At 71.2% G+C, this 26,152-nt stretch carries 25 protein-coding genes and 1 pseudogene; 17 read left to right on the forward strand and 9 right to left on the reverse strand.

What is annotated here, in order from left to right:
* The first annotated feature begins 44 nt into the window (after positions 1-44).
* From ABZY13_RS28135 to ABZY13_RS28150, 4 genes are read left to right on the forward strand one after another with little or no spacing between them, the layout of a single operon-like run.
* Entirely contained in the window at positions 45-1,673 is a 1,629-nt protein-coding gene (locus ABZY13_RS28135) for a glycoside hydrolase family 13 protein (protein WP_356635573.1), read from the forward strand.
* A 53-nt stretch (positions 1,674-1,726) separates the two neighbouring features.
* On the forward strand, positions 1,727-3,055 hold the full coding sequence (locus tag ABZY13_RS28140; protein WP_356635575.1) for an ABC transporter substrate-binding protein: 1,329 nt from the start codon (positions 1,727-1,729) through the stop codon (positions 3,053-3,055).
* A gap of 5 nt (positions 3,056-3,060) precedes the next feature.
* Positions 3,061-4,419, forward strand: coding sequence for an ABC transporter permease subunit (locus ABZY13_RS28145; RefSeq protein ID WP_356635577.1), 1,359 nt, complete (start codon positions 3,061-3,063; stop codon positions 4,417-4,419).
* The gene (locus ABZY13_RS28150) at positions 4,416-5,255 is read left to right on the forward strand and encodes a carbohydrate ABC transporter permease (RefSeq protein WP_356635579.1); all 840 of its coding nucleotides are present in this window, start codon (positions 4,416-4,418) and stop codon (positions 5,253-5,255) included. The genes ABZY13_RS28145 and ABZY13_RS28150 overlap by 4 nt, the downstream gene beginning before the upstream one ends.
* A 64-nt stretch (positions 5,256-5,319) precedes the next feature.
* Here ABZY13_RS28150 and pgl read toward each other — a convergent pair whose 3' ends face one another.
* The 5 genes from pgl to tkt are packed head-to-tail and all read right to left on the reverse strand — an operon-like array spanning position 5,320 to position 11,940.
* Entirely contained in the window at positions 5,320-6,102 is a 783-nt protein-coding gene (gene pgl / locus ABZY13_RS28155; protein WP_356635581.1) for a 6-phosphogluconolactonase, read from the reverse strand.
* On the reverse strand, positions 6,099-7,160 hold the full coding sequence (opcA, locus tag ABZY13_RS28160; RefSeq protein ID WP_356635583.1) for a glucose-6-phosphate dehydrogenase assembly protein OpcA: 1,062 nt from the start codon (positions 7,158-7,160) through the stop codon (positions 6,099-6,101). Before opcA ends, pgl begins: the two co-directional genes overlap by 4 nt.
* The gene (zwf, locus tag ABZY13_RS28165; protein WP_356635585.1) at positions 7,157-8,695 is read right to left on the reverse strand and encodes a glucose-6-phosphate dehydrogenase; all 1,539 of its coding nucleotides are present in this window, start codon (positions 8,693-8,695) and stop codon (positions 7,157-7,159) included. Before zwf ends, opcA begins: the two co-directional genes overlap by 4 nt.
* Before the next feature lie 4 nt (positions 8,696-8,699).
* Entirely contained in the window at positions 8,700-9,818 is a 1,119-nt protein-coding gene (tal, locus tag ABZY13_RS28170) for a transaldolase (protein ID WP_356635587.1), read from the reverse strand.
* Positions 9,819-9,852: 34 nt separating this feature from the next.
* A complete protein-coding gene (gene tkt, locus ABZY13_RS28175; protein WP_356635589.1) occupies positions 9,853-11,940 on the reverse strand; it encodes a transketolase in 2,088 nt (695 codons plus the stop codon).
* 376 nt (positions 11,941-12,316) lie between these two features.
* Here tkt and ABZY13_RS28180 point away from each other — a divergent pair, with 376 nt between their 5' ends.
* The 3 genes and pseudogenes from ABZY13_RS28180 to ABZY13_RS28190 all read left to right on the forward strand — a co-directional run.
* Complete coding sequence (locus ABZY13_RS28180) at positions 12,317-13,270, forward strand: heme o synthase (RefSeq protein WP_356635635.1); 954 nt, start codon at positions 12,317-12,319, stop codon at positions 13,268-13,270.
* 105 nt (positions 13,271-13,375) lie between these two features.
* Positions 13,376-13,720 carry a hypothetical protein gene (locus ABZY13_RS28185; protein ID WP_356635591.1) on the forward strand — a complete coding sequence of 115 codons (345 nt, stop codon included), beginning with the start codon at positions 13,376-13,378 and terminating at the stop codon, positions 13,718-13,720.
* A 24-nt stretch (positions 13,721-13,744) separates the two neighbouring features.
* A pseudogene (locus ABZY13_RS28190) lies at positions 13,745-14,069 on the forward strand (nucleotidyltransferase); the annotation flags it as partial.
* On the opposite strand, the gene ABZY13_RS28195 reads toward ABZY13_RS28190, so the two are convergent.
* The 3 genes from ABZY13_RS28195 to ABZY13_RS28205 all read right to left on the reverse strand — a co-directional run bounded on the left by ABZY13_RS28195 (position 14,015) and on the right by ABZY13_RS28205 (position 16,888).
* Positions 14,015-15,058 (reverse strand): COX15/CtaA family protein, encoded by a 1,044-nt coding sequence (locus tag ABZY13_RS28195; RefSeq protein ID WP_356635593.1) that lies wholly within the window; start codon positions 15,056-15,058, stop codon positions 14,015-14,017. The pseudogene ABZY13_RS28190 and the gene ABZY13_RS28195 overlap by 55 nt on opposite strands.
* Positions 15,059-15,108: 50 nt before the next feature.
* Positions 15,109-15,825 (reverse strand): ABC transporter permease, encoded by a 717-nt coding sequence (locus tag ABZY13_RS28200; protein ID WP_356635637.1) that lies wholly within the window; start codon positions 15,823-15,825, stop codon positions 15,109-15,111.
* 139 nt (positions 15,826-15,964) lie between these two features.
* Positions 15,965-16,888: an ABC transporter ATP-binding protein gene (locus tag ABZY13_RS28205; protein WP_356635595.1), complete on the reverse strand. Its 924-nt coding sequence runs from the start codon at positions 16,886-16,888 to the stop codon at positions 15,965-15,967.
* A gap of 179 nt (positions 16,889-17,067) precedes the next feature.
* Here ABZY13_RS28205 and ABZY13_RS28210 point away from each other — a divergent pair, with 179 nt between their 5' ends.
* The 10 genes from ABZY13_RS28210 (at position 17,068) to ABZY13_RS28255 (ending at position 25,060) form a co-directional block, all read left to right on the forward strand.
* Positions 17,068-17,781 (forward strand): metalloregulator ArsR/SmtB family transcription factor, encoded by a 714-nt coding sequence (locus ABZY13_RS28210; protein WP_356635597.1) that lies wholly within the window; start codon positions 17,068-17,070, stop codon positions 17,779-17,781.
* The gene (gene sufB / locus ABZY13_RS28215; RefSeq protein ID WP_356635599.1) at positions 17,778-19,199 is read left to right on the forward strand and encodes a Fe-S cluster assembly protein SufB; all 1,422 of its coding nucleotides are present in this window, start codon (positions 17,778-17,780) and stop codon (positions 19,197-19,199) included. Before ABZY13_RS28210 ends, sufB begins: the two co-directional genes overlap by 4 nt.
* Positions 19,200-19,257: 58 nt before the next feature.
* A complete protein-coding gene (gene sufD, locus ABZY13_RS28220; protein ID WP_356635601.1) occupies positions 19,258-20,445 on the forward strand; it encodes a Fe-S cluster assembly protein SufD in 1,188 nt (395 codons plus the stop codon).
* The gene (locus tag ABZY13_RS28225; protein ID WP_356635603.1) at positions 20,442-20,759 is read left to right on the forward strand and encodes a non-heme iron oxygenase ferredoxin subunit; all 318 of its coding nucleotides are present in this window, start codon (positions 20,442-20,444) and stop codon (positions 20,757-20,759) included. Before sufD ends, ABZY13_RS28225 begins: the two co-directional genes overlap by 4 nt.
* Positions 20,760-20,766: 7 nt before the next feature.
* Positions 20,767-21,531: a Fe-S cluster assembly ATPase SufC gene (gene sufC / locus ABZY13_RS28230; protein WP_356635605.1), complete on the forward strand. Its 765-nt coding sequence runs from the start codon at positions 20,767-20,769 to the stop codon at positions 21,529-21,531.
* The gene (locus ABZY13_RS28235) at positions 21,528-22,784 is read left to right on the forward strand and encodes a cysteine desulfurase (protein ID WP_356635607.1); all 1,257 of its coding nucleotides are present in this window, start codon (positions 21,528-21,530) and stop codon (positions 22,782-22,784) included. Before sufC ends, ABZY13_RS28235 begins: the two co-directional genes overlap by 4 nt.
* Before the next feature lie 15 nt (positions 22,785-22,799).
* Positions 22,800-23,264: a Fe-S cluster assembly sulfur transfer protein SufU gene (gene sufU / locus ABZY13_RS28240; protein WP_356635609.1), complete on the forward strand. Its 465-nt coding sequence runs from the start codon at positions 22,800-22,802 to the stop codon at positions 23,262-23,264.
* Positions 23,261-23,593: a metal-sulfur cluster assembly factor gene (locus tag ABZY13_RS28245; RefSeq protein ID WP_356635611.1), complete on the forward strand. Its 333-nt coding sequence runs from the start codon at positions 23,261-23,263 to the stop codon at positions 23,591-23,593. The genes sufU and ABZY13_RS28245 overlap by 4 nt, the downstream gene beginning before the upstream one ends.
* Before the next feature lie 145 nt (positions 23,594-23,738).
* On the forward strand, positions 23,739-24,728 hold the full coding sequence (dapD, locus tag ABZY13_RS28250; RefSeq protein ID WP_356635613.1) for a 2,3,4,5-tetrahydropyridine-2,6-dicarboxylate N-succinyltransferase: 990 nt from the start codon (positions 23,739-23,741) through the stop codon (positions 24,726-24,728).
* Between the two features lie 107 nt (positions 24,729-24,835).
* Positions 24,836-25,060 carry a hypothetical protein gene (locus tag ABZY13_RS28255; protein WP_356635639.1) on the forward strand — a complete coding sequence of 75 codons (225 nt, stop codon included), beginning with the start codon at positions 24,836-24,838 and terminating at the stop codon, positions 25,058-25,060.
* Between the two features lie 13 nt (positions 25,061-25,073).
* Here ABZY13_RS28255 and dapA read toward each other — a convergent pair whose 3' ends face one another.
* Positions 25,074-25,967 carry a 4-hydroxy-tetrahydrodipicolinate synthase gene (dapA, locus tag ABZY13_RS28260; RefSeq protein ID WP_356635615.1) on the reverse strand — a complete coding sequence of 298 codons (894 nt, stop codon included), beginning with the start codon at positions 25,965-25,967 and terminating at the stop codon, positions 25,074-25,076.
* Between the last annotated feature and the right edge of the window lie 185 nt (positions 25,968-26,152).

Below are 26,152 nucleotides of genomic sequence, written 5' to 3' on the forward strand. Positions count from 1 at the left end.
CACTTCGTTGACACCCTCCCAGCGTCGCTACCTAACATGCATGCATGTCGAGCAAGCAGCACCACTGGTGGCGGGACGCGGTGATCTACCAGGTGTACGTCCGCAGCTTCCTGGACAGCACCGGGGACGGGGTCGGCGATCTCGCCGGCGTCCGGGCCGGGCTGCCGTACCTCAAGAAGCTCGGGGTGGACGGCATCTGGCTGAGCCCCTTCTATCCGTCCCCGCAGCACGACCACGGCTACGACGTGGCCGACTACTGCGACGTGGACCCGCTCTTCGGCGACCTCGACGAGTTCGACCGGCTGGTCACCGCCGCCCGGCGGCTCGGCGTGAAGGTGCTGCTCGACATCGTCCCCAACCACTGCTCCAGCGAGCATCCCTGGTTCCGCGAGGCGCTGGCCTCGCCGCCCGGCAGCCCGGCCCGTGCCCGCTTCCACTTCGCCGACGGACGCGGCCCCGGCGGCGACGAGCCGCCCAACAACTGGCACGCCATGTTCGGCGGCCCCGCCTGGACCCGGATCACCGAGCCGGACGGCCGCCCCGGCCAGTGGTACCTGCACATGTTCACGCCCGAACAGCCCGACTGGAACTGGCGCGAGCCGCAGGTCGCCGCCGAGTTCGACCGCGTCCTGCGGTTCTGGCTCGACCGGGGCGTCGACGGCTTCCGCATCGACGTCGCCGCCGGCCTCTTCAAGCACCCTCAGCTGCCCGACTCGCCCGACCCGGAGGCCGACGCCCGCACCCGCGACTCGGTCAACCCGCTCGCCTGGAACCGGCCCGAGGTGCACGACGTGTGGCGGCACTGGCGGGCGGTGTGCGAGGAGTACACGGCGCGCGACGGCCGCGAACGCCTCCTCGTCGGCGAGGTGTCCGTGCCCACCGCCCGCGAACACGCCCACTACGTCCGCCCCGACGAACTCCACCAGGCCTTCTTCTTCGACCTGCTCGGCGCCCCCTGGGACCCCGACGCCTTCCGCAAGGTCATCTCCGAGGCCATGCAGGACATCGCGGGCACCGGCTCCACGGTCACCTGGGTGCTCAACAACCACGACCAGGTCCGCACCGTCACCCGCTACGGCGAACCCGCCCCGCACGGCAGCGGCCTCGGCGCCGCCCGTGCCCGCGCCGCCGCCCTGCTGATGCTGGCGCTGCCCGGCTCGGCGTACATCTACCAGGGCGAGGAACTGGGCCTGCCCGAGGTCGTCGACCTGCCCGACGACGTCCTCACCGACCCGATCTACCGCCGCACCGGCAGCCGCGCCCGCATCCGCGACGGCTGCCGGGTCCCGCTGCCCTGGTCGGGACAGGCCTCCCCGTTCGGCTTCACCTCCGGAACCGACAGCGCCAAGCCGTGGCTGCCGCAGCCCTCGTACTTCGCCGAGTACGTCACCGAACGCGCCCTCGCCGACACCCGCTCCTTCTGGCACCTCTACCGCGACGGCCTGCAACTGCGTGCCCAGCTCCCGCAGTTGGGCGACGGAACGCTGCGCTGGATGGACACCCCGCCCGGCGTGCTCGCCTTCACCCGCGGCGACGGCCTGGTCTGCGCCGTCAACTTCGGCACCGCCCCCACCCCCGCCCCGGTCCCCGGCACCCCGCTGCTCGCCAGCGCCCCCTGCCCGCCCGGCGTGCTCCCCGGCTCCACGGCCGCCTGGTGGATCACCGACCTGTGAGCCGCCCGGCCCCACCAGACCCGAACCGCCCCACCTCCGAAGGGACATCGACGATGATGCGACGACGTACCACCCTGCTCGCCGGCTGCACCGCCCTCGTCCTCGCGCTCGGCGCGACCGCCTGCGGCGACAGCGAGCCCGTCTCCGCCGGCGGCGGCGACCAGGCGTTCAGCGGCCAGACGGTCACCGTCGCCGGCGTGTGGTCCGGCACCGAGCAGAAGAACTTCCAGAAGGTGCTGGACGCCTTCACCGAGAAGACCGGCGCCAAGACGCAGTTCGTCTCCACCGGCGACAACGTCTCCACCGTCGTCGGCAGCAAGATCGAGGGCGGCAACGCCCCCGACGTCGTGATGGTCCCGCAGGTCGGCGTCCTCCAGCAGTTCGCCAAGAGCGGCTGGCTGGAGCCGCTGTCGAAGACGGCCCAGCAGTCCGTGGCCGCCAACTTCGCCGGCGTCTGGAAGGACTACGGCAGCGTCGACGGCACCCTGTACGGCCTCTACTTCAAGGCCGCCCACAAGTCCACCGTCTGGTACAGCCCCGACGCCCTCGCGCAGGCCGGCGTCGAGCCGCCGAAGACGTACGACGAGATGCTGGAGGCCGGGCAGACCATCTCCGACTCCGGGCTCGCCGCCTTCTCGGTCGCCGGTCAGGACGGCTGGACCCTCACCGACTGGTTCGAGAACATCTACCTGTCCCAGGCCGGCCCCGAGAAGTACGACGCCCTCGCCGCGCACGAGCTGAAGTGGACCGACGACAGCGTGGTCGAGGCGCTCACCACCCTCGGCAAGCTGTTCAAGGACAAGCAGCTGATCTCGGGCGGGCAGCAGGAGGCCCTGAACACCGACTTCCCCGGCTCCGTGGAGAAGGTCTTCGGACCCGAGCCCGAGGCCGGCATGGTCTACGAGGGCGACTTCGTCGCCGGCGTCGCCAAGGACCAGTTCGGCCGGACCATCGGCAAGGACGCCGACTTCTTCCCCTTCCCGCCCGTCGGCGACGGCGAGGCGCCCGTGGTCAGCGGCGGCGACGCGGCCGTGGTGCTCAAGGACGGCAAGAACCGCAAGGCCGGCCAGGCGCTCGTGGAGTACCTGGCCACGCCGGAGGCCGCGGCCGTGTGGGCGGAGGCCGGCGGCTTCCTGTCCCCGAACAAGAAGCTCGACCTCGCCGCCTACGGCGACGACGTCACCCGCGCCACCGCCGAGTCGCTCGTCAACGCCGGCGACTCGGTCCGCTTCGACATGTCCGACCAGGCCCCGGCCGCGTTCGGCGGCACCAAGGGCGCCGGCGAATGGAAGCTGCTCCAGGACTTCCTGCGCGACCCGTCCGACCCCGAGGGCACCGCCGCCAAGCTCGAGGCCGCCGCGGCCAAGGCCTACAAGGGCTGACGGCCGTGACCGCCACGCTCGTCAAAGAGGCGAGCCCCCCGTCCGCCGCCGGCGCCGGTCCCGTCCGGCGCCCGCGGCGGCGCGGGCGGATCGTCGCCGCGCTCTTCGTACTGCCCGCACTGCTCCTGCTCGGCGCGCTCGTCGTCTACCCGGTGCTGTACTCCGTCGGCCGCAGCTTCTTCGACGCCTCCGGCACCGAGTTCGTGGGCGGCGAGAACTACACCGAGATGTTCCGCGACCCGGCCACCGTGAAGGCCATCCGCAACACCGCGATCTGGGTCGTCGTCGCGCCGACCCTGCTCACCGGCCTCGGCCTGATCCTCGCCGTGCTGGTGGAGAAGGTCCGCTGGGCCACCGCCTTCAAGCTGCTGCTGTTCATGCCCATGGCGGTGTCCTTCCTCGCCGCCGGCATCATCTTCCGCCTCGCCTACGACGAGGACCCCGACAAGGGCGTGCTGAACGCGGCCGTCGTCGCCGTGCACGACGCCTTCGAGGGCACCTCCACCTATCCGACGGCCCGGGCCCGCGACGGCCACGGCCTCACCAAGGAGCCGGACGGCTCCTACCGGACGAGCGCGAGCGCGGCCCCCGGGGACGCGCTGACGCTCGGCATGGTCGGCGTCCTCCCCGCCGACCTGCCCGACGGCGCCCGGCCTGCCCTCCCCGCGGCCGGGCGCCAGACGGGACCCGACGAACTGAGCGGCGTCGTCTACCTCGACTTCACCCCCGGCGGGGGAGGGGAGCAGGGCAGGGTCGACCCGAAGGAGAGCGGGCTGCCCGAGATGACGGTCGAGGCGCTGCGCGACGGCAAGAAGGTCGCCTCCACGACCACCGCCGCCGACGGCTCCTTCCGCTTCCCCGGCCTCGACCCGGGCCCGTACACCGTGAAGCTCCCCGCCGCGAACTTCGCGCCGCCCTACGAGGGCGTCTCCTGGCTCGGGCCGGCGCTGGTCACGCCCGCGATCATCGGGGCGTACCTGTGGATCTGGACCGGGTTCGCCATGGTCCTCATCGGCGCCGGGCTGTCCACGCTGCCCCGGGACGCGCTGGAGGCGGCGCGCATGGACGGAGCCAACGAGTGGCAGATCTTCCGGCGGATCACCGTCCCGCTGCTGGCGCCCGTGCTGACCGTGGTCTTCGTGACCCTGGTGATCAACGTGATGAAGGTCTTCGACCTCGTCTACATCATCGCGCCCGGACCCGTGCAGGAGGACGCGACCGTGCTGGCGACGCAGATGTGGCTGGTGTCGTTCGGCGGCGGCAACAACCAGGGCCTCGGCAGCGCCCTCGGCGTGCTGCTGCTCCTGCTCGTCGTCCCCGCGATGGTGTTCAACGTCCGCCGCTTCAAAAGGAGTCAGCGATGAACGCCGTCCGGCGCCACCTGGGCAGCGGGGTCGTGCAGGCATTCCTCGTGGTCGTCGCCCTGGTGTGGGTGACACCGCTGGCCGGTCTGTTCCTGTCGTCGCTGCGGTCCGCCGAGGACACCGCGAAGGGCGGCTGGTGGACCGTGTTCACCAGCCCCGGCCAGCTGTCCTTCGACAACTACTCGGCCCTGCTGGAGAACTCCGGCATGACCCAGGCGTTCTGGAACACCGTCCTGATCTCGGTGCCCACCACGGTCCTGGTCGTCGTCATCGCCGCGCTCGCCGGATACGCCTTCGCCTGGCTGGACTTCCCCGGCCGCGACGCCGTCTTCCTCGTGGTCGTGGCCCTGCTGGTCGTCCCCGTCCAGATCGGCCTGCTCCCCGTCGCCAAACTCTTCGGCCAGCTCGGCCTGTTCGGCACGATTCCGGGCGTGGTCCTCTTCCACGTCGCGTACGGGCTGCCGTTCGCGGTGTTCCTGCTGCGGAACTACTTCGCCGAGATGCCCAAGGAGATGCTGGAGGCCGCTCGCATGGACGGCGGCAGCGAATGGCGCGTCTTCGTCAGCCTCGTCCTGCCCGTGGGCCGGCCGGCGATCGCCTCGCTCGCCATCTTCCAGTTCCTGTGGGTGTGGAACGACATGCTGGTGGCCCTCCTCTTCGCCGACAGCGCCTCCCAGCCGCTGACCGTGGAACTCCAGTCCCAGATCCGCCAGTTCGGCAGCAACATCGACGTCCTCGCCCCGGGCGCGTTCCTGTCCCTGGTGGTGCCGGTGGTGGTCTTCTTCGCCTTCCAGCGGCACTTCGTGCAGGGGGTGATGGCGGGGTCGGTCAAGTAGGCCCCCCTTGAACGCGTCGGGCCCCGCTGCGGCGGCAGCGGGGCCCGGGGCCCGACGCTCCTGTTCAGGACGTCGCCGGAGGATACAGCGACCGCGGCAGCCGGGACGCTGCCGCGGAGTCCAGGAGCCACAGGGTGCGGGAGAGGCCCTTCGCGCCGGACGCCGGGGCCTGGATCTCGCCCGCGCCGGACAGGGCGATCCTTGCCGCCGTCGCCTTGTCCTCGCCGGCCGCCAGCAGCCAGACCTCCCGGGCCGACCGGATCGCCGGGAGGGTCAGGGTGATCCGGGTCGGCGGCGGCTTGGGCGCGCCGTGAACGCCGACGACCGTGCGCTCGGTCTCCCGTACGGCCGGCAGCTCCGGGAAGAGCGAGGCCACGTGGGTGTCCGGGCCGACGCCCAGCATCAGCACGTCGAACGCCGGGACGCCGCCGTGGTCGCCGGGGCCGGCCGCGCGGGCCAGCTCCTCGGCGTAGGCGGCGGCCGCCGCGTCCACGTCGGAGCCGTGCGGGCCGTCCGACGCGGGCATCGCGTGCACCCGCTCCGGATCCACCGGCACCGAGTCCAGCAGCGCCTTCCGGGCCTGGGTGACGTTGCGCTCGGGGTCGCCCTCGGGCACGAAGCGCTCGTCGCCCCACCACAGGTCCAGGCGCGACCAGTCGACCGCGTCCCGGGCCGGCGCCGCGGCCAGCGCGGCGAGCAGCCCGTTGCCGTTGCGGCCGCCCGTCAGCACGATCGACGCGGAGCCGCGCGAGGCCTGCGCGTCCACGATCCTCGTGATCAGCCGGGCCGCGGCGGCCTGCGCCATCAGCTCCTTGTCGCGGTGCACGACCAGCTGGGGAGTGCTCACTTCGCCGCCGCCCTCTTCACCGGCGCCGGCGCCGCCGCGTCCTTGGCGGGAGCCTTCGCGGCGTCCTCGACGGGGGTGCGGACCGCGACCGGCCCCTCGCCCTCGCCGCCCCCTTTGGCGGGCGCGGCGTCCGCCGCCTGGAGCCGGTCCACGCCGTAGCGCAGCGCCGACGCGTAGGTGTCGTCCGGGTCCAGCCGCCGCAGCTCCTCCGCGAGCAGCTCGGCGGTGTCCCGGCGCTTGAGCGCCACCGCACGGTCCGGCTGCCCCTCGATCGACAGCGTGGCCAGCGAACCGTCGGCCCGGTCCAGCACGATCGGCCCGCAGTCGGTCTCCATCCGCACCGCCGTCAGGCCCGGACCGGTCGACGGCGAGCGCCGGACGGGGACGCCCAGCCGGTCCGCGAGCCACATCGCCAGCAGCTCGCAGCTCGGGTTGAACTCCTCGCCCTCCACGTCCACCGACCGCACCTCGCAGGCGACCTGGTCCAGGGCCGCGGCCAGCATCGAGCGCCAGGGCGTGATGCGGGTCCACGACAGGTCCGTGTCGCCCGGCGTGTAGGCGGCGGCCCGCTCGGCCAGCGCCGACACCGGCTGCTCGCAGGCGTACGTGTCGGTGACCCGGCGCTGGCCCAGCGCGCCCAGCGGGTCGCCGGCCGCGTCGAGCGGCGCGTCCACCGGCCACCAGACGACCACGGGGGCGTCCGGCAGCAGCAGCGGCAGCACCACCGACTGGGCGTGCTCCGCCACGTCGCCGTAAAGCCGCAGCACCACCGTCTCGCCGGTGCCCGCGTCGGCGCCCACCCGCACCTCGGCGTCGAGCCGGGACTGGGTGCGGTCCCGGGGGGTGCGCGAGACGCGCTTGATGACGACCAGGGTGCGCGAGGGGTGCTCGTGCGAGGCGGCGTTGGCGGCCTTCAGGGCGTCGTAGGCGTTCTCCTCGTCGGTGACGATGACGAGGGTGAGGACCATGCCGACGGCCGGCGTGCCGATGGCCCGGCGGCCCTGCACGAGCGCCTTGTTGACCTTGCCGGCCGTGGTGTCGGTGAGGTCTATCTTCATGGCCGGCGCCAGCTCCGTCCGTCTCGTTCGAGCATCTCGTCCGCCTCGACGGGTCCCCACGTCCCGGCCGGGTACTGCGCGGGCCTGCCGTGCGTGTCCCAGTACTCCTCGATCGGGTCGAGGATCTTCCAGGACAGCTCGACCTCCTCGGTGCGCGGGAACAGGTTGGAGTCCCCGAGCAGCACGTCCAGGATCAGCCGCTCGTACGCCTCCGGGCTCGACTCCGTGAAGGACTCGCCGTACGCGAAGTCCATCGACACGTCCCGGATCTCCATCGACGTGCCCGGCACCTTCGAGCCGAAGCGGACGGTCACGCCCTCGTCGGGCTGGACCCTGATGACGATCGCGTTGGAGCCCAGCTCCTCGGTGGCCGTCGTGTCGAAGGGGGAGTGCGGGGCGCGCTGGAAGACGACCGCGATCTCCGTCACGCGCCGGCCGAGCCGCTTGCCGGTGCGCAGGTAGAAGGGGACGCCCGCCCAGCGGCGGTTGTCGATGCCCAGCTTGATCGCGGCGTAGGTGTCGGTCTTCGACGCGCCGTCGATGCCCTCCTCCTGGAGGTAGCCGATCACCTTGGCGCCGCCCTGCCAGCCGGCCGCGTACTGACCGCGCACGGTGTCCCGGCCCAGGTCCCGGGGCAGTCTGACCGCGCCGAGCACCTTGGTCTTCTCCGCGGCCAGCGCGTCGGCGTCGAAGGAGGCGGGCTCCTCCATCGCGGTCAGCGCGAGCAGCTGGAGCAGGTGGTTCTGGATGACGTCACGGGCGGCGCCGATGCCGTCGTAGTAGCCGGCCCGGCCGCCGATGCCGATGTCCTCGGCCATCGTGATCTGCACGTGGTCCACGAACGACCGGTTCCAGATCGGCTCGAACATCGTGTTGGCGAAGCGCAGCGCCAGGATGTTCTGGACCGTCTCCTTGCCGAGGTAGTGGTCGATGCGGAAGACCTGGTCGGGGGCGAAGACCTCGTGCACGATCGCGTTGAGTTCCTCGGCCGACTTCAGGTCGTGCCCGAACGGCTTCTCGATGACCGCGCGGCGCCAGGAGCCGCCCGTCTGGTCGGCGAGGCCGTGCTTCTTCAGCTGCTGGATGACCACCGGGAAGGACCGCGGCGGCACCGACAGGTAGAAGGCGAAGTTGCCGCCCGTGCCCTGCGCCTTGTCCAGCTCCTCGATGGTGGCCCGCAGCCGCTCGAAGGCGGAGTCGTCGTCGAAGGTGCCCTGGACGAAGCGCATGCCCTGGACGAGCTGCTGCCAGACCTCCTCACGGAAGGGGGTGCGGGCGTGCTCCTTGACGGCGTCGTGGACCTCCTGGGCGAAGTCCTCGTCGGCCCACTCGCGGCGGGCGAACCCGACGAGCGAGAAGCCCGGCGGCAGCAGACCCCGGTTGGCGAGGTCGTACACCGCGGGCATCAGCTTCTTGCGCGACAGGTCGCCCGTGACGCCGAAGATGACCAGGCCCGACGGCCCCGCGATGCGCGGGAGCCGTCGGTCCGCGGGATCACGGAGCGGGTTCGCTCCGGAACCGGGAAGGGGAGCCAAGGTCTCAGCCCTCCGAGGGGGCGAGACGCTTCAGCTCGGCCTCGGTCGACGCCAGCAGGTCGTTCCAGGACGCCTCGAACTTCTCGACGCCCTCGTCCTCGAGCAGCTGCACCACGTCGTCGTACTTGATGCCGAGCCGCTCGACCGCGTCCAGGTCGGCGCGGGCCTGCTCGTACGTCCCGGCGACGGTGTCGCCGGTGATCTCGCCGTGGTCCTCGGTGGCCAGCAGCGTGGCCTCCGGCATGGTGTTGACCGTGTTCGGCGCGACCAGGTCGGTGACGTACATGGTGTCGCTGTACGCCTTGTCCTTGACGCCCGTCGACGCCCACAGCGGACGCTGCTTGTTGGCGCCCGCCCGCTCCAGCGCGGCCCAGCGGTCCGAGGAGAAGACCTCCTCGTACGCCTGGTAGGCGAGGCGCGCGTTGGCGACGGCGGCCTTGCCGCGCAGCGCCTTGGCCTCGTCGGTGCCCAGCGCGTCGATCCGCTTGTCGATCTCGGTGTCGACGCGGGAGACGAAGAAGGACGCCACCGAGTGGATCTGCGAGAGGTCCAGGCCCCGCTCCTTGGCCTTCTCCAGGCCGGTCAGGAACGCGTCCATGACCTTGCGGTAGCGCTCCAGGGAGAAGATCAGCGTGACGTTGACGCTGATGCCCAGGCCGATGACCTCGGCGATGGCCGGGATGCCCGCCTCGGTCGCCGGGATCTTGATCAGCGTGTTGGGACGGTCCACCAGCCAGGCCAGCTGCTTGGCCTCGGCGACGGTGGCCCGGGTGTCGTGCGCGAGGCGCGGGTCGACCTCGATGGACACCCGGCCGTCCTGGCCGTTCGTCGCGTCGTAGACCGGGCGCAGGATGTCGGCGGCGTCGCGGACGTCCGCCGTGGTGATCATCCGGATGGCCTCCTCGACGGTGACCTTGCGGGCGGCCAGGTCCGACAGCTGCTGGTCGTAGCCGTCGCCCTCGGAGATCGCCTTCTGGAAGATCGTCGGATTGGTGGTGACGCCCACGACGTGCTGCTGGTCGATCAGCTCGGCGAGGTTGCCGGACGTGATCCGCTTGCGCGACAGGTCGTCCAGCCAGATCGCGACGCCTTCTTCGGAGAGGCGCTTGAGTGCGTCTGTCATGGAAATTGCATCTCCTACGTGTCGTGTGTGAGCGTCAGCGCTGGGTCGCGGCGAGGGATTCCCGCGCCACGGCGGCCACGTTCTCGGCGGTGAAGCCGAACTCGCGGAAGAGGACCTTGCCGTCCGCGGAAGCGCCGAAGTGCTCCAGCGAGACGATGCGGCCGGCGTCCCCGACGTACTTGTGCCAGGTCAGACCGATGCCGGCCTCGACCGCGACCCGAGCCTTCACGGACGGAGGCAGGACGCTGTCCCGGTACCCCTGGTCCTGCTGCTCGAACCACTCCACGGACGGCATCGACACCACGCGGGTCGGCACGCCGTCCGCCTGGAGCCGCTCGCGCGCCTCGACGGCCACGTGAACCTCGGAACCGGTCGCGATCAGCACGACCTGCGGCTCGCCGCCCTCGGCCTCGAACAGCACGTAGCCGCCCTTGGCCGCGTCCTCGTTGGGCTCGTACGTCGGCACGCCCTGACGGGTGAGCGCCAGGCCGTGCGGCTGGCCCTTGCCGAACTCCTTGGTCCACCGGCGCAGGATCTCGCGCCAGGCGATCGCCGTCTCGTTGGCGTCGGCCGGACGGACCACGTTCAGGCCCGGGATCGCGCGCAGCGAGGCCAGGTGCTCCACCGGCTGGTGGGTCGGGCCGTCCTCGCCGAGGCCGATGGAGTCGTGCGTCCACACGTAGGTCACCGGCAGGTGCATCAGCGCGGACAGGCGCACCGCGTTGCGCATGTAGTCGGAGAACACCAGGAAGGTGCCGCCGTAGACACGGGTGTTGCCGTGCAGCGCGATGCCGTTCATCTCCGCGGCCATGGAGTGCTCGCGGATGCCGAAGTGGATCGTGCGGCCGTATGGGTCGGCCTCCGGCAGCGGGTTGCCCTCGGGCAGGAACGACGACGTCTTGTCGATCGTCGTGTTGTTGGAGCCCGCCAGGTCGGCGGAGCCGCCCCACAGCTCGGGGACGACCGGGCCGAGCGCCTGGAGCACCTTGCCGGACGCGGCACGGGTGGCGACCGCCTTGCCCGGCTCGAAGACGGGGAGCTTCTCCTCCCAGCCCGCGGGCAGCTCGCCCGCCGCGATGCGGTCGAACTCGGCGGCCCGCTCCGGGTTGGCGTCGCGCCACTGCTGGAACGACTTCTCCCAGGCGGCCTTCGCCTCGCGCCCGCGCTCCAGCGCCTTGCGCGTGTGGGCGATGACCTCGTCGGCGACCTCGAAGGACTGCTCCGGGTCGAAGCCGAGGACGCGCTTGGTGGCCGCGACCTCCTCGTCGCCGAGCGCCGAGCCGTGGGCGGCCTCGGTGTTCTGCGCGTTCGGGGCCGGCCAGGCGATGATGGAGCGCATCGCGATGAACGACGGCCGGTCGGTGACGGCCTTGGCCTCCTCGATCGCGGCGAAGATCGCGGCCGGGTCCAGGTCGCCGTTGGCCTGCGGCTCAACGCGCTGCACGTGCCAGCCGTAGGACTCGTACCGCTTGACGGTGTCCTCGGAGACGGCCGTCTCGGTGTCGCCCTCGATCGAGATGTGGTTGTCGTCCCACAGCAGGATCAGGTTGCCGAGCTTCTGGTGACCGGCCAGCGAGGACGCCTCGGCGGAGATGCCCTCCTGGAGGCAGCCGTCGCCGGCGATGCAGTAGACGAAGTGGTCGAAGGGCGACTCGCCCACCGGGGCCTCGGGGTCGAACAGGCCGCGCTCGTAGCGGGCGGCCATCGCCATGCCCACGGCGTTGGCGACACCCTGGCCGAGCGGCCCGGTCGTCGTCTCCACGCCCTTGGTGTGCCCGTACTCCGGGTGGCCCGGGGTCTTGGAGCCCCAGGTCCGGAAGGCCTTCAGGTCGTCCAGCTCCAGGCCGAAGCCGGCCAGGTAGAGCTGGGTGTAGAGGGTCAGGGACGAATGCCCCGCGGACAGCACGAAGCGGTCGCGGGCGACCCAGTCGGGATCCGCCGGGTCGTGCCGCATCACCTTCTGGAAGAGGGTGTACGCGGCGGGCGCCAGGCTCATCGCCGTGCCCGGATGGCCGTTGCCGACCTTCTGTACGGCATCGGCGGCAAGGACGCGGGCGGTGTCGACGGCCCGCTGGTCCAGCTCGGTCCACTCGAGGTCTGTGGTGGTCGGCTTGGTGCTCACCCTGAGTCAGGGCTCCTCTCCACAAGTCGAAGGCCGGTGTCCTGGGGCGTACACCGGCTGCCGGTGCACCTGGAAAGCCCACCGGACGCTGCCGAGCCTACCCCCAGCAACGCGCCTTTTTCCGAGCCGTTCCACAGTGCGGGTCGCTCCCGCGCATCATGCCCCCGACCGGCGCTTTTCCCACTCGGGCAAGTGAATACGGGCTTGCTCATCTGACCGTTCAGATGAGGGTCCGGCCGCACCTCGGAGCGCTCCGTCCAACACGAGCCGACCCCCGCGAATGCCGCGCTCTGGGCAACGTCTACAGTGGCGTGGTACGCGCGAGCCTTTACCCGGACTTCACACGGCGGGGCTTGCTGGGATGTCTCTGTCAGGGGTGTGCGTGACGGCCGTTGAATCCCGTCCTGCGGGGGTCCTCGGGACGAACCAAAGCCCGGCCCGCCGGCCGTTCGGAGCCCGTGTCGGGGCGTTCGTGGCTCTGACCAAGCCGCGGATCATCGAACTGCTGCTCATCACCACCGTTCCGGTGATGTTCCTCGCCGAGCAGGGTGTCCCGGACCTCGGGCTGGTGCTCGTCACCTGCCTCGCGGGCTATCTGTCCGCGGGCGGCGCGAACGCGCTGAACATGTACATCGACCGCGACATCGACGCGCTGATGGACCGCACCTCGCAGCGGCCGCTGGTCACCGGGATGGTGAGCCCGCGCGAGTGCCTCGCCTTCGGCATCGCCCTCGCGGTCGCCTCCACGCTGCTGTTCGGCCTCGCCGTGAACTGGCTGTCGGCCTGGCTCGCGCTCGGCGCGCTGCTGTTCTACGTCGTCGTCTACACGATGATCCTCAAGCGCCGCACCTCGCAGAACATCGTCTGGGGCGGCATCGCGGGCTGCATGCCGGTGCTGATCGGCTGGTCCGCGGTGACGAACTCGCTGTCGTGGGCGCCGCTCATCCTCTTCCTGGTCATCTTCTTCTGGACGCCGCCGCACTACTGGCCGCTGTCCATGAAGGTCAAGGAGGACTACGCGCGCGTGGGCGTGCCGATGCTGCCGGTCATCGCCTCCAACAAGACGGTCGCGAAGCAGATCGTCGTGTACAGCTGGGTGATGGTCGCGGTCTCGCTGCTGCTGACCCCGCTCGGCTACACCGGCTGGTTCTACACGCTGGTCGCGCTGGCCTCCGGCGGCTGGTGGCTGTGGGAGGCGCACGCCCTGATGAACCGGGCGAAGGCCGAGGCCACGGGCGCGAAGCTGAAGGAGATGCGGCTGTTCCACTGGTCCATCACCTATGTGTCGCTGCTGTTCGTGGCGATCGCGGTGGACCCCTTCCTGCGCTGACCTCCCGCGCAGCGGGACTTTTCCGGCCGTAGCGGGCGGGGTGCGTGGTCAAGGCCACGCACCCCGCCCGTCGCCGTTCGATCTACCCGTCGGTAGCATCCTGGCATGGCAGACACGCAGCAGGTTGACGCGAAGGCCGAGCGCAGGGCCGAGCACAAGGCCGCCCGGCTCGCCCGGCAGATCGGCGCCTTCGCCAAGCAGCACGGCGGGGCCGAGGGTCACGTCGCCCACCTCGGGCAGCTCGGCGCGCGGATCGTCCTCGTCGGCGAGGACGGCGGCTGGGGCGACCTGGTGGCCCCCTCGGTCGCCGTCGCCGAGAAGGCGGTCGAGAAGGCCGGCATCACCACTCACGAATCCTTCGACGGCGAGTTCGCCGCCAAGGTGAAAACCGGACCGTACGAGTGGTCGCGCATGGCGGGCATCCAGGTCGGCGGCCCTTCCAACGACTGAGCGACGGCGACGGCCGGTGCACTGGCCGACCCCGGGCGCCCGCACCCCGCCTGGGCGCACCGGCAGCTGTTCCGGCGGCCGGTCACCCCGGTCGCCGGGCGCGAGCCGCACGCGTTCGGCCGCGCAGGGCGTCCTCCGGGACGGCCGTCTGATCACCAAGCGGGAGGCGCTGGACGAACCGGGGCGGCTCGGGGCGCCCGCCGAGGTCGTCGAGGACGTCCGCGTCCGGCGCCACGGCGATCACGCCCCGGCCACGCAAGGGTGGACGCGCCGGCGCCCCGAGCCGGTGAGCGGCTACCTCGGCCCGGCCATCGACGCGGTGGTCGCCTCGTACGCGCCGGCCGGCTGAACCTCCGGGACGGGCGGCTTGCCGCCGGCCCGCTCGCGCAGCGACAGCAGCACCCGCAGCGTCGCGATCCACACCAGGCAGGACCCCACCATGTGCAGGCCGACCAGGACCTCGGGCAGATCCGTGAAGTACTGGACGTAGCCGATGCCGCCCTGCGCCAGCAGTACCAGGAACAGGTCACGCGTCCGGCGCAGCGGCCCGCTCGGGGCGTCGACCGCCCGCAGCACGAACCACAGGGCGAAGACCAGCGTCACCACGATCCACGCGAGGACGGCGTGCAGCCGGGTCACGTCCTCCCACAGGATGCCCAGCGGCATCTCCATGCGCGGCACGTCGCTGGAGTCGCCCGCGTGCGGGCCCATGCCGGTGACGACCGTGCCGACCGCGATCAGCGCGACCGTGACCCCGACCAGGATCCGGACCAGCTGCCGCACCACCGCGCCGACCAGCGGACGCGGGGCGCCGTCGCCCTCGCGAGTGCGCTGCCACATGACCGTGGCGACGGCGATCAGCGCGGAGGAGAGCAGGAAGTGCGCCGCGACCGTGTACGGGTTCAGGCCCACCAGGACGACGATGCCGCCGAGGACCGCGTTGCCCATCACCACCCAGAACTGGGCCCAGCCCAGCCGGGTCAGCCCGCGCCGGAACGGCTTCTGCGAGCGGGCGGCGACGATGGCCCAGCCGACCGCCGCGCACAGCACGTAGGTCAGCATCCGGTTGCCGAACTCGATGGCGCCGTGCAGCCCCATCGCGCTGGTCGCGGTGAGGGACTCGTCGGTGCACTTCGGCCAGGTCGGGCAGCCGAGACCGGAGCCGGTCAGCCGTACGGCGCCGCCGGTGCCCACGATGACCACCGACATGACGAGCGCGGCGAGGGCCGCCCGCTGGACCGTCCGGGGGTCGGGGGTCCAGCGCGCGGCGACGAAGGCGAGGGGGTTGCGCACGGCGGCTGCCGCATCGGCACGGGTCACGTTCAGCACGGGAACCATCGTAGGCCGGGGTTTGTGCACGCTTTCACGAGGGGTCGGCCCGGCCGGTCTCACTCCCAGCGGAAGAACCGTCCGGCCGCGGCCAGGCCCGCCACCGACCAGGCGGCGAGAATGCCGAGGTCCCCCCAGGGCACGCCCGCGCCGTGCCGGAGCACGTCCCGCAGACCGTCCGACAGCGCCGCGATCGGCAGCAGCCCCAGCACCTGCTGGGCGGCGTCCGGGAACTTCTCCAGCGGCACGATCACCCCGCCGCCCACGAGCAGCAGCAGGAAGACGAGGTTGGCCGCGGCGAGCGTCGCCTCGGCCTTCAGGGTGCCCGCCATGAGCAGGCCGAGCCCGGAGAAGGCGGCCGTGCCGAGGACCAGCAGGAGCAGCACGGTCAGCGGGTTGCCGTGCGGGTCCCAGCCGAGCGCCAGGGCGATCACGGTGACGAGCAGCACCTGGAGGACCTCGGTGACCAGCACCGACACCGTCTTGGCGGTCATCAGGCCCCAGCGCGGCAGCGGTGAGGAGGCGAGCCTCTTCAGCACGCCGTAGCGGCGCTCGAAGCCCGTCGCGATGGCCTGGCCGGTGAACGCGGTCGACATCACGGCGAGCGCGAGGACGCCGGGGGCGAGGAAGTCGACGGCCTCGCCCTCGCCGGTGTCGACGACGTCCACGGTGCTGAAGAGGACCAGCAGCAGCGTCGGGATGACCACCGTCAGCAGCAGCTGCTCGCCGTTGCGCAGCAGCATCCGCGTCTCCAGGACGGCCTGCGCGGCGATCATGCGGGGCAGCGGGGCCGCGCCCGGCCTCGGTGCGTAGGCGCCGGTGGTCACGGGCGCGGCTCCTTCCCCGTCGGTTCCGGGCCGTGCCCCCCCGGAGGACGACCCCCGGATCCCCTGCCGTTCGTCGTGCGGGCCGCGGTCACGAGCGCAGCTCCTTCCCCGTCAGTTCCAGGAAGACGTCCTCCAGCGTGTGCCGTTCCACCGAGATGCGGTCCGGCATCACGCCGTGCTGCGCGCACCACGACGTCACCGTGGCCAGCAGCTGCGGGTCGATCTTGCCGACGACCCGGTACGAGCCCGGCGTCGGCTCGGCCGCCGTGCAGTCCGCGGGCAGCGCCTTGAGCAGCGAGCCGACGTCGAGTCCGGGGCGGCCGGTGAAGCGCAGGGTGTTCTCGGCGCCGCCGCGGCACAGCTCCTCGGGGGAGCCCTGGGCGACGACCCGTCCGGCGTCGATGATGGCCACGTCGTCGGCGAGCTGCTCGGCCTCGTCCATGAAGTGGGTGGTGAGGATCACGGCGACGCCGTCGGCGCGCAGGTCGCGGACCAGGTCCCAGGTGGCGCGGCGGGCCTGCGGGTCGAGGCCGGCCGTCGGCTCGTCCAGGAACACCAGCTCGGGCCGGCCCACCACGGCCATGGCCAGCGCGAGCCGCTGCTGCTGGCCGCCGGACAGCCGCCGGTACGCCGTCCGGCCGCAGGAGCCGAGGCCGAGGCGCTCGATCAGGGCGTCGACGTCGAGGGGGTGGGCGTGCAGCCGGGCCACGTGGCGCAGCATCTCGTCCGCACGGGCGCCGGAGTAGACGCCGCCCGACTGGAGCATCACCCCGATCCGGGGCCGCAGCTCGCGCGACTGGCGCACCGGGTCCAGGCCCAGTACCCGCACGGTCCCGGAGTCGGGCCTGCGGTACCCCTCGCACGTCTCGACCGTGGTCGTCTTGCCGGCGCCGTTGGGACCGAGGACCGCGGTGACACCCGTTCGGGCCACCAGGTCCAGGCCGTTCACCGCGGTCTTGTCGCCGTACCGCTTCACCAGGGCCTGCACCTGGACCACGGGCTCGCTTCGCATGGGTCCAGAGTCTAGGTTCGCCGCGGCCCTCCCCGGCGCCAGGGGTGCGGGAGGATCGCCGTACGATCGGCCAATGATCGTTTCCGCAGGTCATTAGGTATGCCTAAGTGACGCAGCGCACCATTCGCCGGACCGGGCGCGGCTTGTCACCCTCTCGCGAATTACGCAACAATGGTGTTGTGAAAAACGTCGGCGAGGTCCCCCACGAGGAACTCGCGACCGGTGAGCGGTCCACCCGCAACCGCGTCGCGCGGTCCGTCCTGGACCACGGCCCGTCGACCGTCGCCGAACTGGCCGGGCGGCTGGGTCTCACCCAGGCCGCCGTCCGCCGGCACCTGGACGCCCTGGTCGCCGACGACGTGGTCGAGGCGCGCGAGCAGCGGGTGTACGGCGCGCGCACGCGCGGGCGCCCCGCCAAGGTCTTCGCGCTGACCGACCACGGCCGCGAGGCGTTCGACCAGTCGTACGACAAGCTGGCCGCCGACGCGCTGCGCTGGATCGCCGACCGCGAGGGCGGGTCGGAGGCGATCGCCGCCTTCGCCCGCGCCCGGATCGCCGCCCAGAGCGGCGCGTACCGCCGGGCCGTCGAGACGGCGACCCCCGAGGAGCGCACGGAAGCCCTCGCCAAGGCCCTCAGCGCGGACGGGTACGCTGCTACCGCGCGCAGCGCGCCCACCGGCGAGCAGCTGTGCCAGCACCACTGCCCGGTCGCCCACGTCGCCGAGCAGTTCCCCCAGCTGTGCGAGGCCGAGACGGAATTTTTCGCCGAGATTCTCGGTACGCACGTACAGCGGCTGGCGACCATCGCGCACGGCGACGGCGTCTGCACGACGTTCATCCCCAAGATTTCCCACACCGCATCTGCAAGCACGGCCGGGAGGAACCCCGCATGACGCTCCCCACGGAGACTGCCCACCCCGAACTCGAGGGCCTGGGCAAGTACGAATACGGCTGGGCCGACTCCGACACGGCCGGCGCCTCCGCCAGGCGCGGCATCAACGAGGACGTCGTCAAGGACATCTCCGGGAAGAAGTCCGAGCCGGAGTGGATGACCAAGCTCCGCCTCAAGGGCCTGAAGCTGTTCGAGAAGAAGCCCATGCCCAACTGGGGCTCGGACCTGTCGGGCATCGACTTCGACAACATCAAGTACTTCGTGCGCTCCACGGAGAAGCAGGCGGAGTCCTGGGAGGACCTGCCCGAGGACATCAAGAACACCTACGACAAGCTCGGCATCCCCGAGGCGGAGAAGCAGCGCCTCGTCGCGGGCGTCGCCGCGCAGTACGAGTCGGAGGTCGTCTACCACCAGATCCGCGAGGACCTGGAGGAGCAGGGCGTCATCTTCCTCGACACGGACACCGCGCTCAAGCAGCACCCGGAGCTGTTCAAGGAGTACTTCGGCACGGTGATCCCGGCCGGCGACAACAAGTTCGCCGCGCTGAACACCGCCGTGTGGTCCGGCGGCTCCTTCATCTACGTCCCGCCGGGCGTGCACGTCGAGATCCCGCTCCAGGCCTACTTCCGCATCAACACGGAGAACATGGGCCAGTTCGAGCGGACCCTGATCATCGTCGACGAGGGCGCCTACGTGCACTACGTCGAGGGCTGCACGGCGCCGATCTACAAGTCGGACTCGCTGCACTCCGCGGTCGTCGAGATCATCGTCAAGAAGAACGCCCGCTGCCGCTACACGACCATCCAGAACTGGTCGAACAACGTCTACAACCTGGTCACCAAGCGCGCCGTCGCCTACGAGGGCGCGACCATGGAGTGGATCGACGGCAACATCGGCTCCAAGGTGACGATGAAGTACCCGGCCGTCTACCTGATGGGCGAGCACGCCAAGGGCGAGACGCTCTCCATCGCCTTCGCGGGCGAGGGCCAGCACCAGGACGCCGGCGCGAAGATGGTCCACATGGCGCCCAACACCTCCTCCAACATCGTCTCCAAGTCGGTGGCGCGAGGCGGCGGCCGCACCTCCTACCGCGGTCTCATCGAGATCGGCGAGGGCGCCCCGGGCTCCAAGTCGAACGTGCTGTGCGACGCGCTGCTCGTCGACACCATCTCCCGCTCGGACACCTACCCGTACGTGGACGTCCGCGAGGACGACGTCTCCATGGGCCACGAGGCGACCGTCTCCAAGGTCTCCGACGACCAGCTCTTCTACCTGATGAGCCGCGGTCTGTCCGAGGACGAGGCGATGGCGATGATCGTGCGCGGCTTCGTCGAGCCGATCGCCAAGGAACTGCCCATGGAGTACGCGCTGGAGCTCAACCGGCTGATCGAGCTGCAGATGGAGGGCGCGGTCGGCTGACCGTCCCCGCCGCCCCGCCAAGCCACTCACGCACAGGAAAGCGAGCACTACGACAGCCATGGCTGAGGCTCAGAACTCCCCGGTGGGCTCCTCCACCACCGCCGGCGCCATCGCGGTGGCCGCCGAGTCCACCGTCGCCACGCGCATGAGCGCGCCCCCGTCCTTCGACGTGGCGGACTTCCCGGTCCCCCACGGCCGCGAGGAGGAGTGGCGGTTCACCCCGCTGGAGCGCCTGCGCGGCCTGCACGACGGCACCGCCGTCGCCACCGGCGAGGGCGTCCGGATCGAGGTGGAGGCCCCCGAGGGCGTCACCGTCGAGACCGTCGGACGCGACGACGCGCGGCTCGGCCGGGCCGGCACGCCCGTCGACCGCGTCGCCGCCCAGGCGTACTCGGCGTTCGAGAAGGCCTCGGTGATCACCGTCCCCAAGGAGACGGCGCTCACCGAGCCCATCCGCATCGCCGTGCAGGGCCGGGGCGGGGTCGCCTACGGGCACCAGGTCGTGGAGCTCGGAGCCTTCGCCGAGGCCGTCGTCGTCATCGACCACTCCGGTGACGCGGTGCTCGCCGCCAACGTCGACTACGTCCTCGGCGACGGCGCCAAGCTGACCGTCGTCTCCGTCCAGGACTGGGACGACAAGGCCGTGCACGTGGCCCAGCACAACGCCCTCGTCGGCCGCGACGCCACCTTCAAGTCGGTCGTCGTCACCTTCGGCGGCGACGTCGTCCGGCTGCACCCGCGCGTCGCCTACGCCGGCACCGGCGGCGAGGCCGAGCTGTTCGGTCTGTACTTCACCGACGCCGGCCAGCACCAGGAGCACCGCCTGCTGGTCGACCACAACACCCCGCACTGCAAGTCGAACGTCGTCTACAAGGGCGCGCTCCAGGGCAACGACGCGCACGCCGTGTGGATCGGCGACGTGCTGATCGAGGCCAAGGCCGAGGGCACCGACACCTACGAGATGAACCGCAACCTCGTCCTCACGGACGGCGCGCGGGTCGACTCGGTGCCGAACCTGGAGATCGAGACCGGCGAGATCGTCGGCGCCGGCCACGCCTCCGCCACCGGCCGCTTCGACGACGAGCAGCTGTTCTACCTGATGGCCCGCGGCATCCCGGAGTACGAGGCCCGCCGTCTGGTGGTCCGCGGCTTCTTCGCCGAGCTGGTCCAGCAGATCGGCGTCGACGACATCGAGGAGCGCCTCCTCACCAAGATCGACGAGGAGCTGGAGGCGTCGGTCGCATGACCTACGTACGCGCCTGTGGGCTGAGCGAGCTGGCGGAGGACACCCCCAAACGGGTGGAACTCGACGGCACGCCGGTCTCGGTCGTCCGTACCGGGGGAGAGGTGTTCGCCATCCACGACATCTGCTCCCACGCGAACGTCTCGCTGTCCGAGGGCGAGGTGGAGGACTGCCAGATCGAGTGCTGGCTGCACGGCTCCGCGTTCGACCTCCGCACCGGCAAGCCGTCCGGCCTCCCCGCGACGCGCCCCGTCCCCGTATATCCCGTAAAGATCGAAGGGGACGACGTTCTCGTCTCCCTCACCCAGGAGTCCTGAGGCACCCATGGCAACGCTTGAAATCCGAGACCTGCACGTCACCGTCGAGGTCGAGAACGGCACGAAGGAAATCCTCAAGGGTGTCGACCTCACCGTGAAGCAGGGCGAGACGCACGCCATCATGGGCCCCAACGGCTCCGGCAAGTCGACCCTCGCCTACTCCCTCGCGGGTCACCCGAAGTACACGATCACCGGCGGCACCGTCACCCTCGACGGCGAGGACGTCCTGGAGATGTCCGTCGACGAGCGCGCCCGCGCCGGCCTGTTCCTCGCCATGCAGTACCCGGTCGAGGTCCCCGGCGTGTCCGTCTCCAACTTCCTGCGCACCTCCGCCACCGCCATCCGCGGCGAGGCCCCCAAGCTGCGCACCTGGGTGAAGGAGGTCAAGGAGGCCATGGAGCGCCTCAACATGGACCCCGCCTTCGCCGAGCGCAACGTCAACGAGGGCTTCTCCGGCGGTGAGAAGAAGCGCCACGAGATCCTTCAGCTGGAGCTGCTCAAGCCGAAGGTCGCGATCCTCGACGAGACCGACTCCGGCCTCGACGTCGACGCCCTGCGCGTCGTCTCCGAGGGCGTCAACCGCGTCCGCGAGTCCGGCGAGTCCGGCACCCTGCTGATCACGCACTACACGCGGATCCTGCGCTACATCAAGCCCGACCACGTCCACGTCTTCGCGGGCGGCCGGATCGTCGAGTCGGGCGGCCCCGAGCTGGCCGACAAGCTGGAGAACGAGGGCTACGAGGCATACACGAAGGGTGGGGCATCCGCGTGACACAGCTGCCGGGCCTCCTCGACACCGAGGCGATCCGTAAGGACTTCCCGATCCTGGACCGTCTGGTCCACGACGACCGGAAGCTCGTGTACCTGGACAACGCGGCGACCTCGCAGAAGCCGCGGCAGGTGCTGGACGCCCTGAGTGAGTACTACGAGCGCTACAACGCCAACGTCCACCGCGGTGTGCATGTGCTCGCCGAGGAGGCCACGGCGCTGTACGAGGGCGCGCGCGACAAGGTCGCCGAGTTCGTCAACGCGCCCAGCCGCGACGAGGTGATCTTCACCAAGAACGCCTCCGAGTCGCTCAACCTCGTGGCGAACATGCTCGGCTGGGCCGACGAGCCCTACCGGGTGGACGCCGACACCGAGATCGTCATCACGGAGATGGAGCACCACTCCAACATCGTGCCGTGGCAGCTGCTCGCGCAGCGCACCGGCGCGAAGCTGAAGTGGTTCGGCCTCACCGACGACGGCCGCCTCGACCTGTCGAACATCGAGGAGATCATCACCGAGAAGACGAAGATCGTCTCCTTCGTGCTGGTCTCCAACATCCTCGGCACCGTCAACCCGGTCGAGGCGATCGTCCGCCGCGCCCAGGAGGTCGGCGCGCTGGTCTGCGTCGACGCCTCCCAGGCCGCGCCGCACATGCCGCTGGACGTACAGGCCCTCCAGGCCGACTTCGTGGCCTTCACCGGCCACAAGATGTGCGGCCCGACCGGCATCGGCGTCCTGTGGGGCCGCCAGGAACTGCTGGAGGACCTGCCTCCGTTCCTCGGCGGCGGCGAGATGATCGAGACCGTGTCGATGCACTCGTCGACGTACGCCCCCGCCCCGCACAAGTTCGAGGCGGGCACCCCGCCGATCGCCCAGGCGGTCGGTCTCGGCGCGGCGATCGACTACCTCAACTCGATCGGCATGGACAAGATCCTCGCCCACGAGCACGCGCTCACCGAGTACGCGGTGCGCCGGCTGGCCGAGGTCCCCGACCTGCGGATCATCGGCCCCACCACGGCCGAGGACCGCGGCGCCGCGATCTCCTTCACGCTCGGCGACGTCCACCCGCACGACGTGGGCCAGGTCCTCGACGAGCAGGGCATCGCCGTCCGCGTCGGCCACCACTGCGCGCGGCCGGTCTGCCTGCGGTACGGAATTCCCGCGACCACGCGAGCGTCGTTCTATCTGTACTCCACGCCGGCCGAGATCGACGCTCTGGTCGACGGCCTGGAGCACGTACGGAACTTCTTCGGCTGAGGGGCGTGCACAGACGTGAAGCTGGATTCGATGTACCAGGACGTCATCCTGGACCACTACAAGAACCCGCACGGACGGGGCTTGCGGGACGGTGACGCCGAGGTGCACCACGTGAACCCCACGTGCGGCGACGAGATCACGCTGCGCGTGAAGTACGACGGCACGACCGTCAGCGACGTCTCGTACGAGGGCCAGGGCTGCTCGATCAGCCAGGCCAGCGCCTCCGTGCTGAACGAACTGCTGGTCGGCAGGGACCTGGCCGACGCGCAGCGGATCCAGGAGACCTTCCTGGAACTGATGCAGTCCAAGGGCCGGATCGAGCCGGACGACGCGATGGAGGAGGTCCTGGAGGACGCCGTGGCGTTCGCCGGGGTCTCCAAGTACCCCGCCCGGGTCAAGTGCGCCCTCCTGAGCTGGATGGCGTGGAAGGACGCGACGGCCCAGGCGCTGGGCGCCGACGCCGAAAGGAAGACGGCATGAGCGAGACCGTGGAGATGCAACCGGCCTCGGAGGAAGAGCTCCGCGAGGCCCTGATGGACGTCGTCGACCCCGAGCTGGGCATCGACGTCGTCAACCTCGGACTGATCTACGGCATCCACATCGACGACTCCAATGTGGCGACCGTCGACATGACCCTGACCTCCGCGGCCTGCCCGCTGACGGACGTCATCGAGGACCAGGCCAGGTCCGCCACGGACGGCCTCGTCAGCGAGCTGCGGATCAACTGGGTCTGGATGCCGCCGTGGGGCCCCGACAAGATCACGGACGACGGCCGCGACCAGCTCCGGGCGCTCGGCTTCAACGTCTGAGCAGCCCCGGCCGACCGGTTCGAGCAGCCGGGTCACGGCAGGACGAGGGGAACGGCGACGCCCGCGGGCGGCGCCGTTTTCCGTTTCCTGAGACGGCCCCGACACCGGTTCGCCCGGGCGGGGCCGGTCACGTTAGGTTGCCCTCATGACCGACACGACTGCTCCCCGCACCACCGGCGCCGTGGCCGCCGGCCTCGCCACGATCGCCGCCGACGGCACCGTTCTCGACACCTGGTTCCCCGCCCCCGAGCTGACCGGCGAGCCCGGCCCGGCCGGCACCGAGCGCCTGGACGCCGGCCGCACCGCCGAGCTGCTGGGCGAGCACGGCGCGGCCGCCCTCGGCAAGGACGAGGTGCGCGGCGTGGAGATCGTCGCGGTCCGCACGGTCATCTCCTCCCTGGAGGACAAGCCGCTCGACACGCACGACGCGTATCTGCGCCTGCACCTGCTCTCGCACCGGCTGGTCAGGCCGAACGGGCAGAACCTCGACGGCATCTTCGGCCTGCTGCCCAACGTCGCCTGGACCTCGCTGGGCCCGGTCGCCGTCGACACCCTGGAGACCGTGCGCCTGGCCGCCCGCGCCCGGGGACTGCACCTGAGCGTCTTCGGCGTCGACAAGTTCCCGCGCATGACCGACTACGTCGCCCCGGCGGGCGTGCGCATCGCCGACGCCGACCGCGTCCGCCTCGGCGCCCATCTCGCCGCGGGCACCACGGTCATGCACGAGGGCTTCGTCAACTTCAACGCCGGCACCCTCGGCACCTCCATGGTCGAGGGCCGCATCTCGCAGGGCGTCGTCGTCGGCGACGGCTCCGACATCGGCGGCGGCGCCTCCACCATGGGCACCCTGTCCGGCGGCGGCAAGGAGCGGGTGGCCATCGGCGAGCGCTCCCTGGTCGGCGCCGAGGCCGGCATCGGCATCGCCCTCGGTGACGACTGCGTGGTCGAGGCGGGCCTCTACCTCACCGCCGGGACCCGCGTCACGCTGCCCGACGGCCAGATCGTCAAGGCGCGCGAGCTGTCCGGCGCGTCCAACATCCTCTTCCGCCGCAACTCGGTCACCGGCACGGTCGAGGCCCGGCCGAACAACGCCGAGTGGGGCGGGCTGAACGACGTCCTGCACAGCCACAACTGATCACTTGAAGGGATGACCCGCCGTGTCCTCGGGCCCGTTTCGGCGATGAACGGGTGAACACGGCGTCCGACCGGGCGCCGGAACGCGAGGACGAGGGCTGAGCAGTGATGAAGAACGAGTGGGCGAGGACCGCCGTACGCCGGCTGGGCGTGACGGCCGGGGTGGTGACGGTGTGCTGGCTCCCGGCGGGCGCCGCGCACGCCGACGAGACCAACGCGGACTCGCACAACGGCCCCCGCATCGGCCTGATCAACTTCGGGCAGGTCGACGACCCGATGGAGGACGTGCTCCAGCACGTCCGCGTCCTGGGTCTCGGCGACGTGACGGGCTGAGCGGTCCCCGGCGTCAGGCCGGGACGCTCTCGTACGCCGTCAGCAGCCCGTCGACCGTCGCGCGGTCGGCGGGCCGCAGGGGGGCGCGGACCGGGCCCGCGGGCAGGTCCAGCGCTCCCAGCAGGGCCTTCGCCGTCACGCTGCCGGGCAGGCCCGCCGCCATCATCGCCTCGATCAGAGCGGTGGCCCCCTGCTGGAGTCGCGCCGCCCGCCGGGTGTCGCCCGCGTCGAAGGCGTCCAGCACCTCCCGCGTCCGGCGCGGGAGAACGTTGGCGACCGTGCTGACGCAACCCGTCGCCCCCACCGCGTACAGGGCGAGGTTGTGCTCGTCGCAGCCCGCGTAGTACGCGAGGTCCGTGCGGGCGAGCACCTTCTGGGCGGCCAGGAAGTCGTTGGAGCAGTCCTTCACCGCCACGATCCCCGGATGCCCGGCGAGCCGGAGCAGCGTCTCCGGCTCGATGCGCACCCCGGTGCGGGCCGGGATGTCGTACAGCATCACCGGCAGCCCGCAGCCGTCCGCGACCGCCCGGAAGTGCGCCTCCACCGCGTCCTGCGGGGGCCTGCTGTAGTACGGCGCCACCACCAGCACCGCGTCCGCGCCGGACTTCCGCGCGGCCCGGGCCAGTTCGAGGGTGTGCCGGGTGTCGGCGGTGCCCACGCCCGCGATCACCGGGGCCCGGCCGCCGACCGCCTCCGCCACCGCCGCGATCAGCGCCGACTTCTCCGCGTCGGACGTGGTCGGCGACTCGCCCGTGGTGCCGTTGAGCACCAGACCGTCGCAGCCCTCCTCCACCAGCCGAACGGCGAGCCGCTGCGCGCCCTCCGCGTCCAGCGCGCCGGAGGGGGTGAAGGGCGTGACCATGGCGCACAGGACGCGGCCGAGGGGAGGGGAGGCGGGGTTCGTCATGCGGGTAGTCTCGGCGCAGTGATCGTGAAGCTCCACTTAATTCTGCTTAGGGATATCGATAAGCAGAGCGAAAGGGTGGACGTGAGGTCACGTCGAGGTCGGGGCCGGGCGGCATGAGGTTCAGCCACTTGTCCGGGTTTCGGCCATGTACGTCCGGCGGAGGAGAGATGAACCGGGCGGCATGG

The sequence above is a fragment of the Streptomyces sp. NPDC006610 genome (genome assembly GCF_040611575.1).
Lineage (GTDB): Bacteria > Actinomycetota > Actinomycetes > Streptomycetales > Streptomycetaceae > Streptomyces.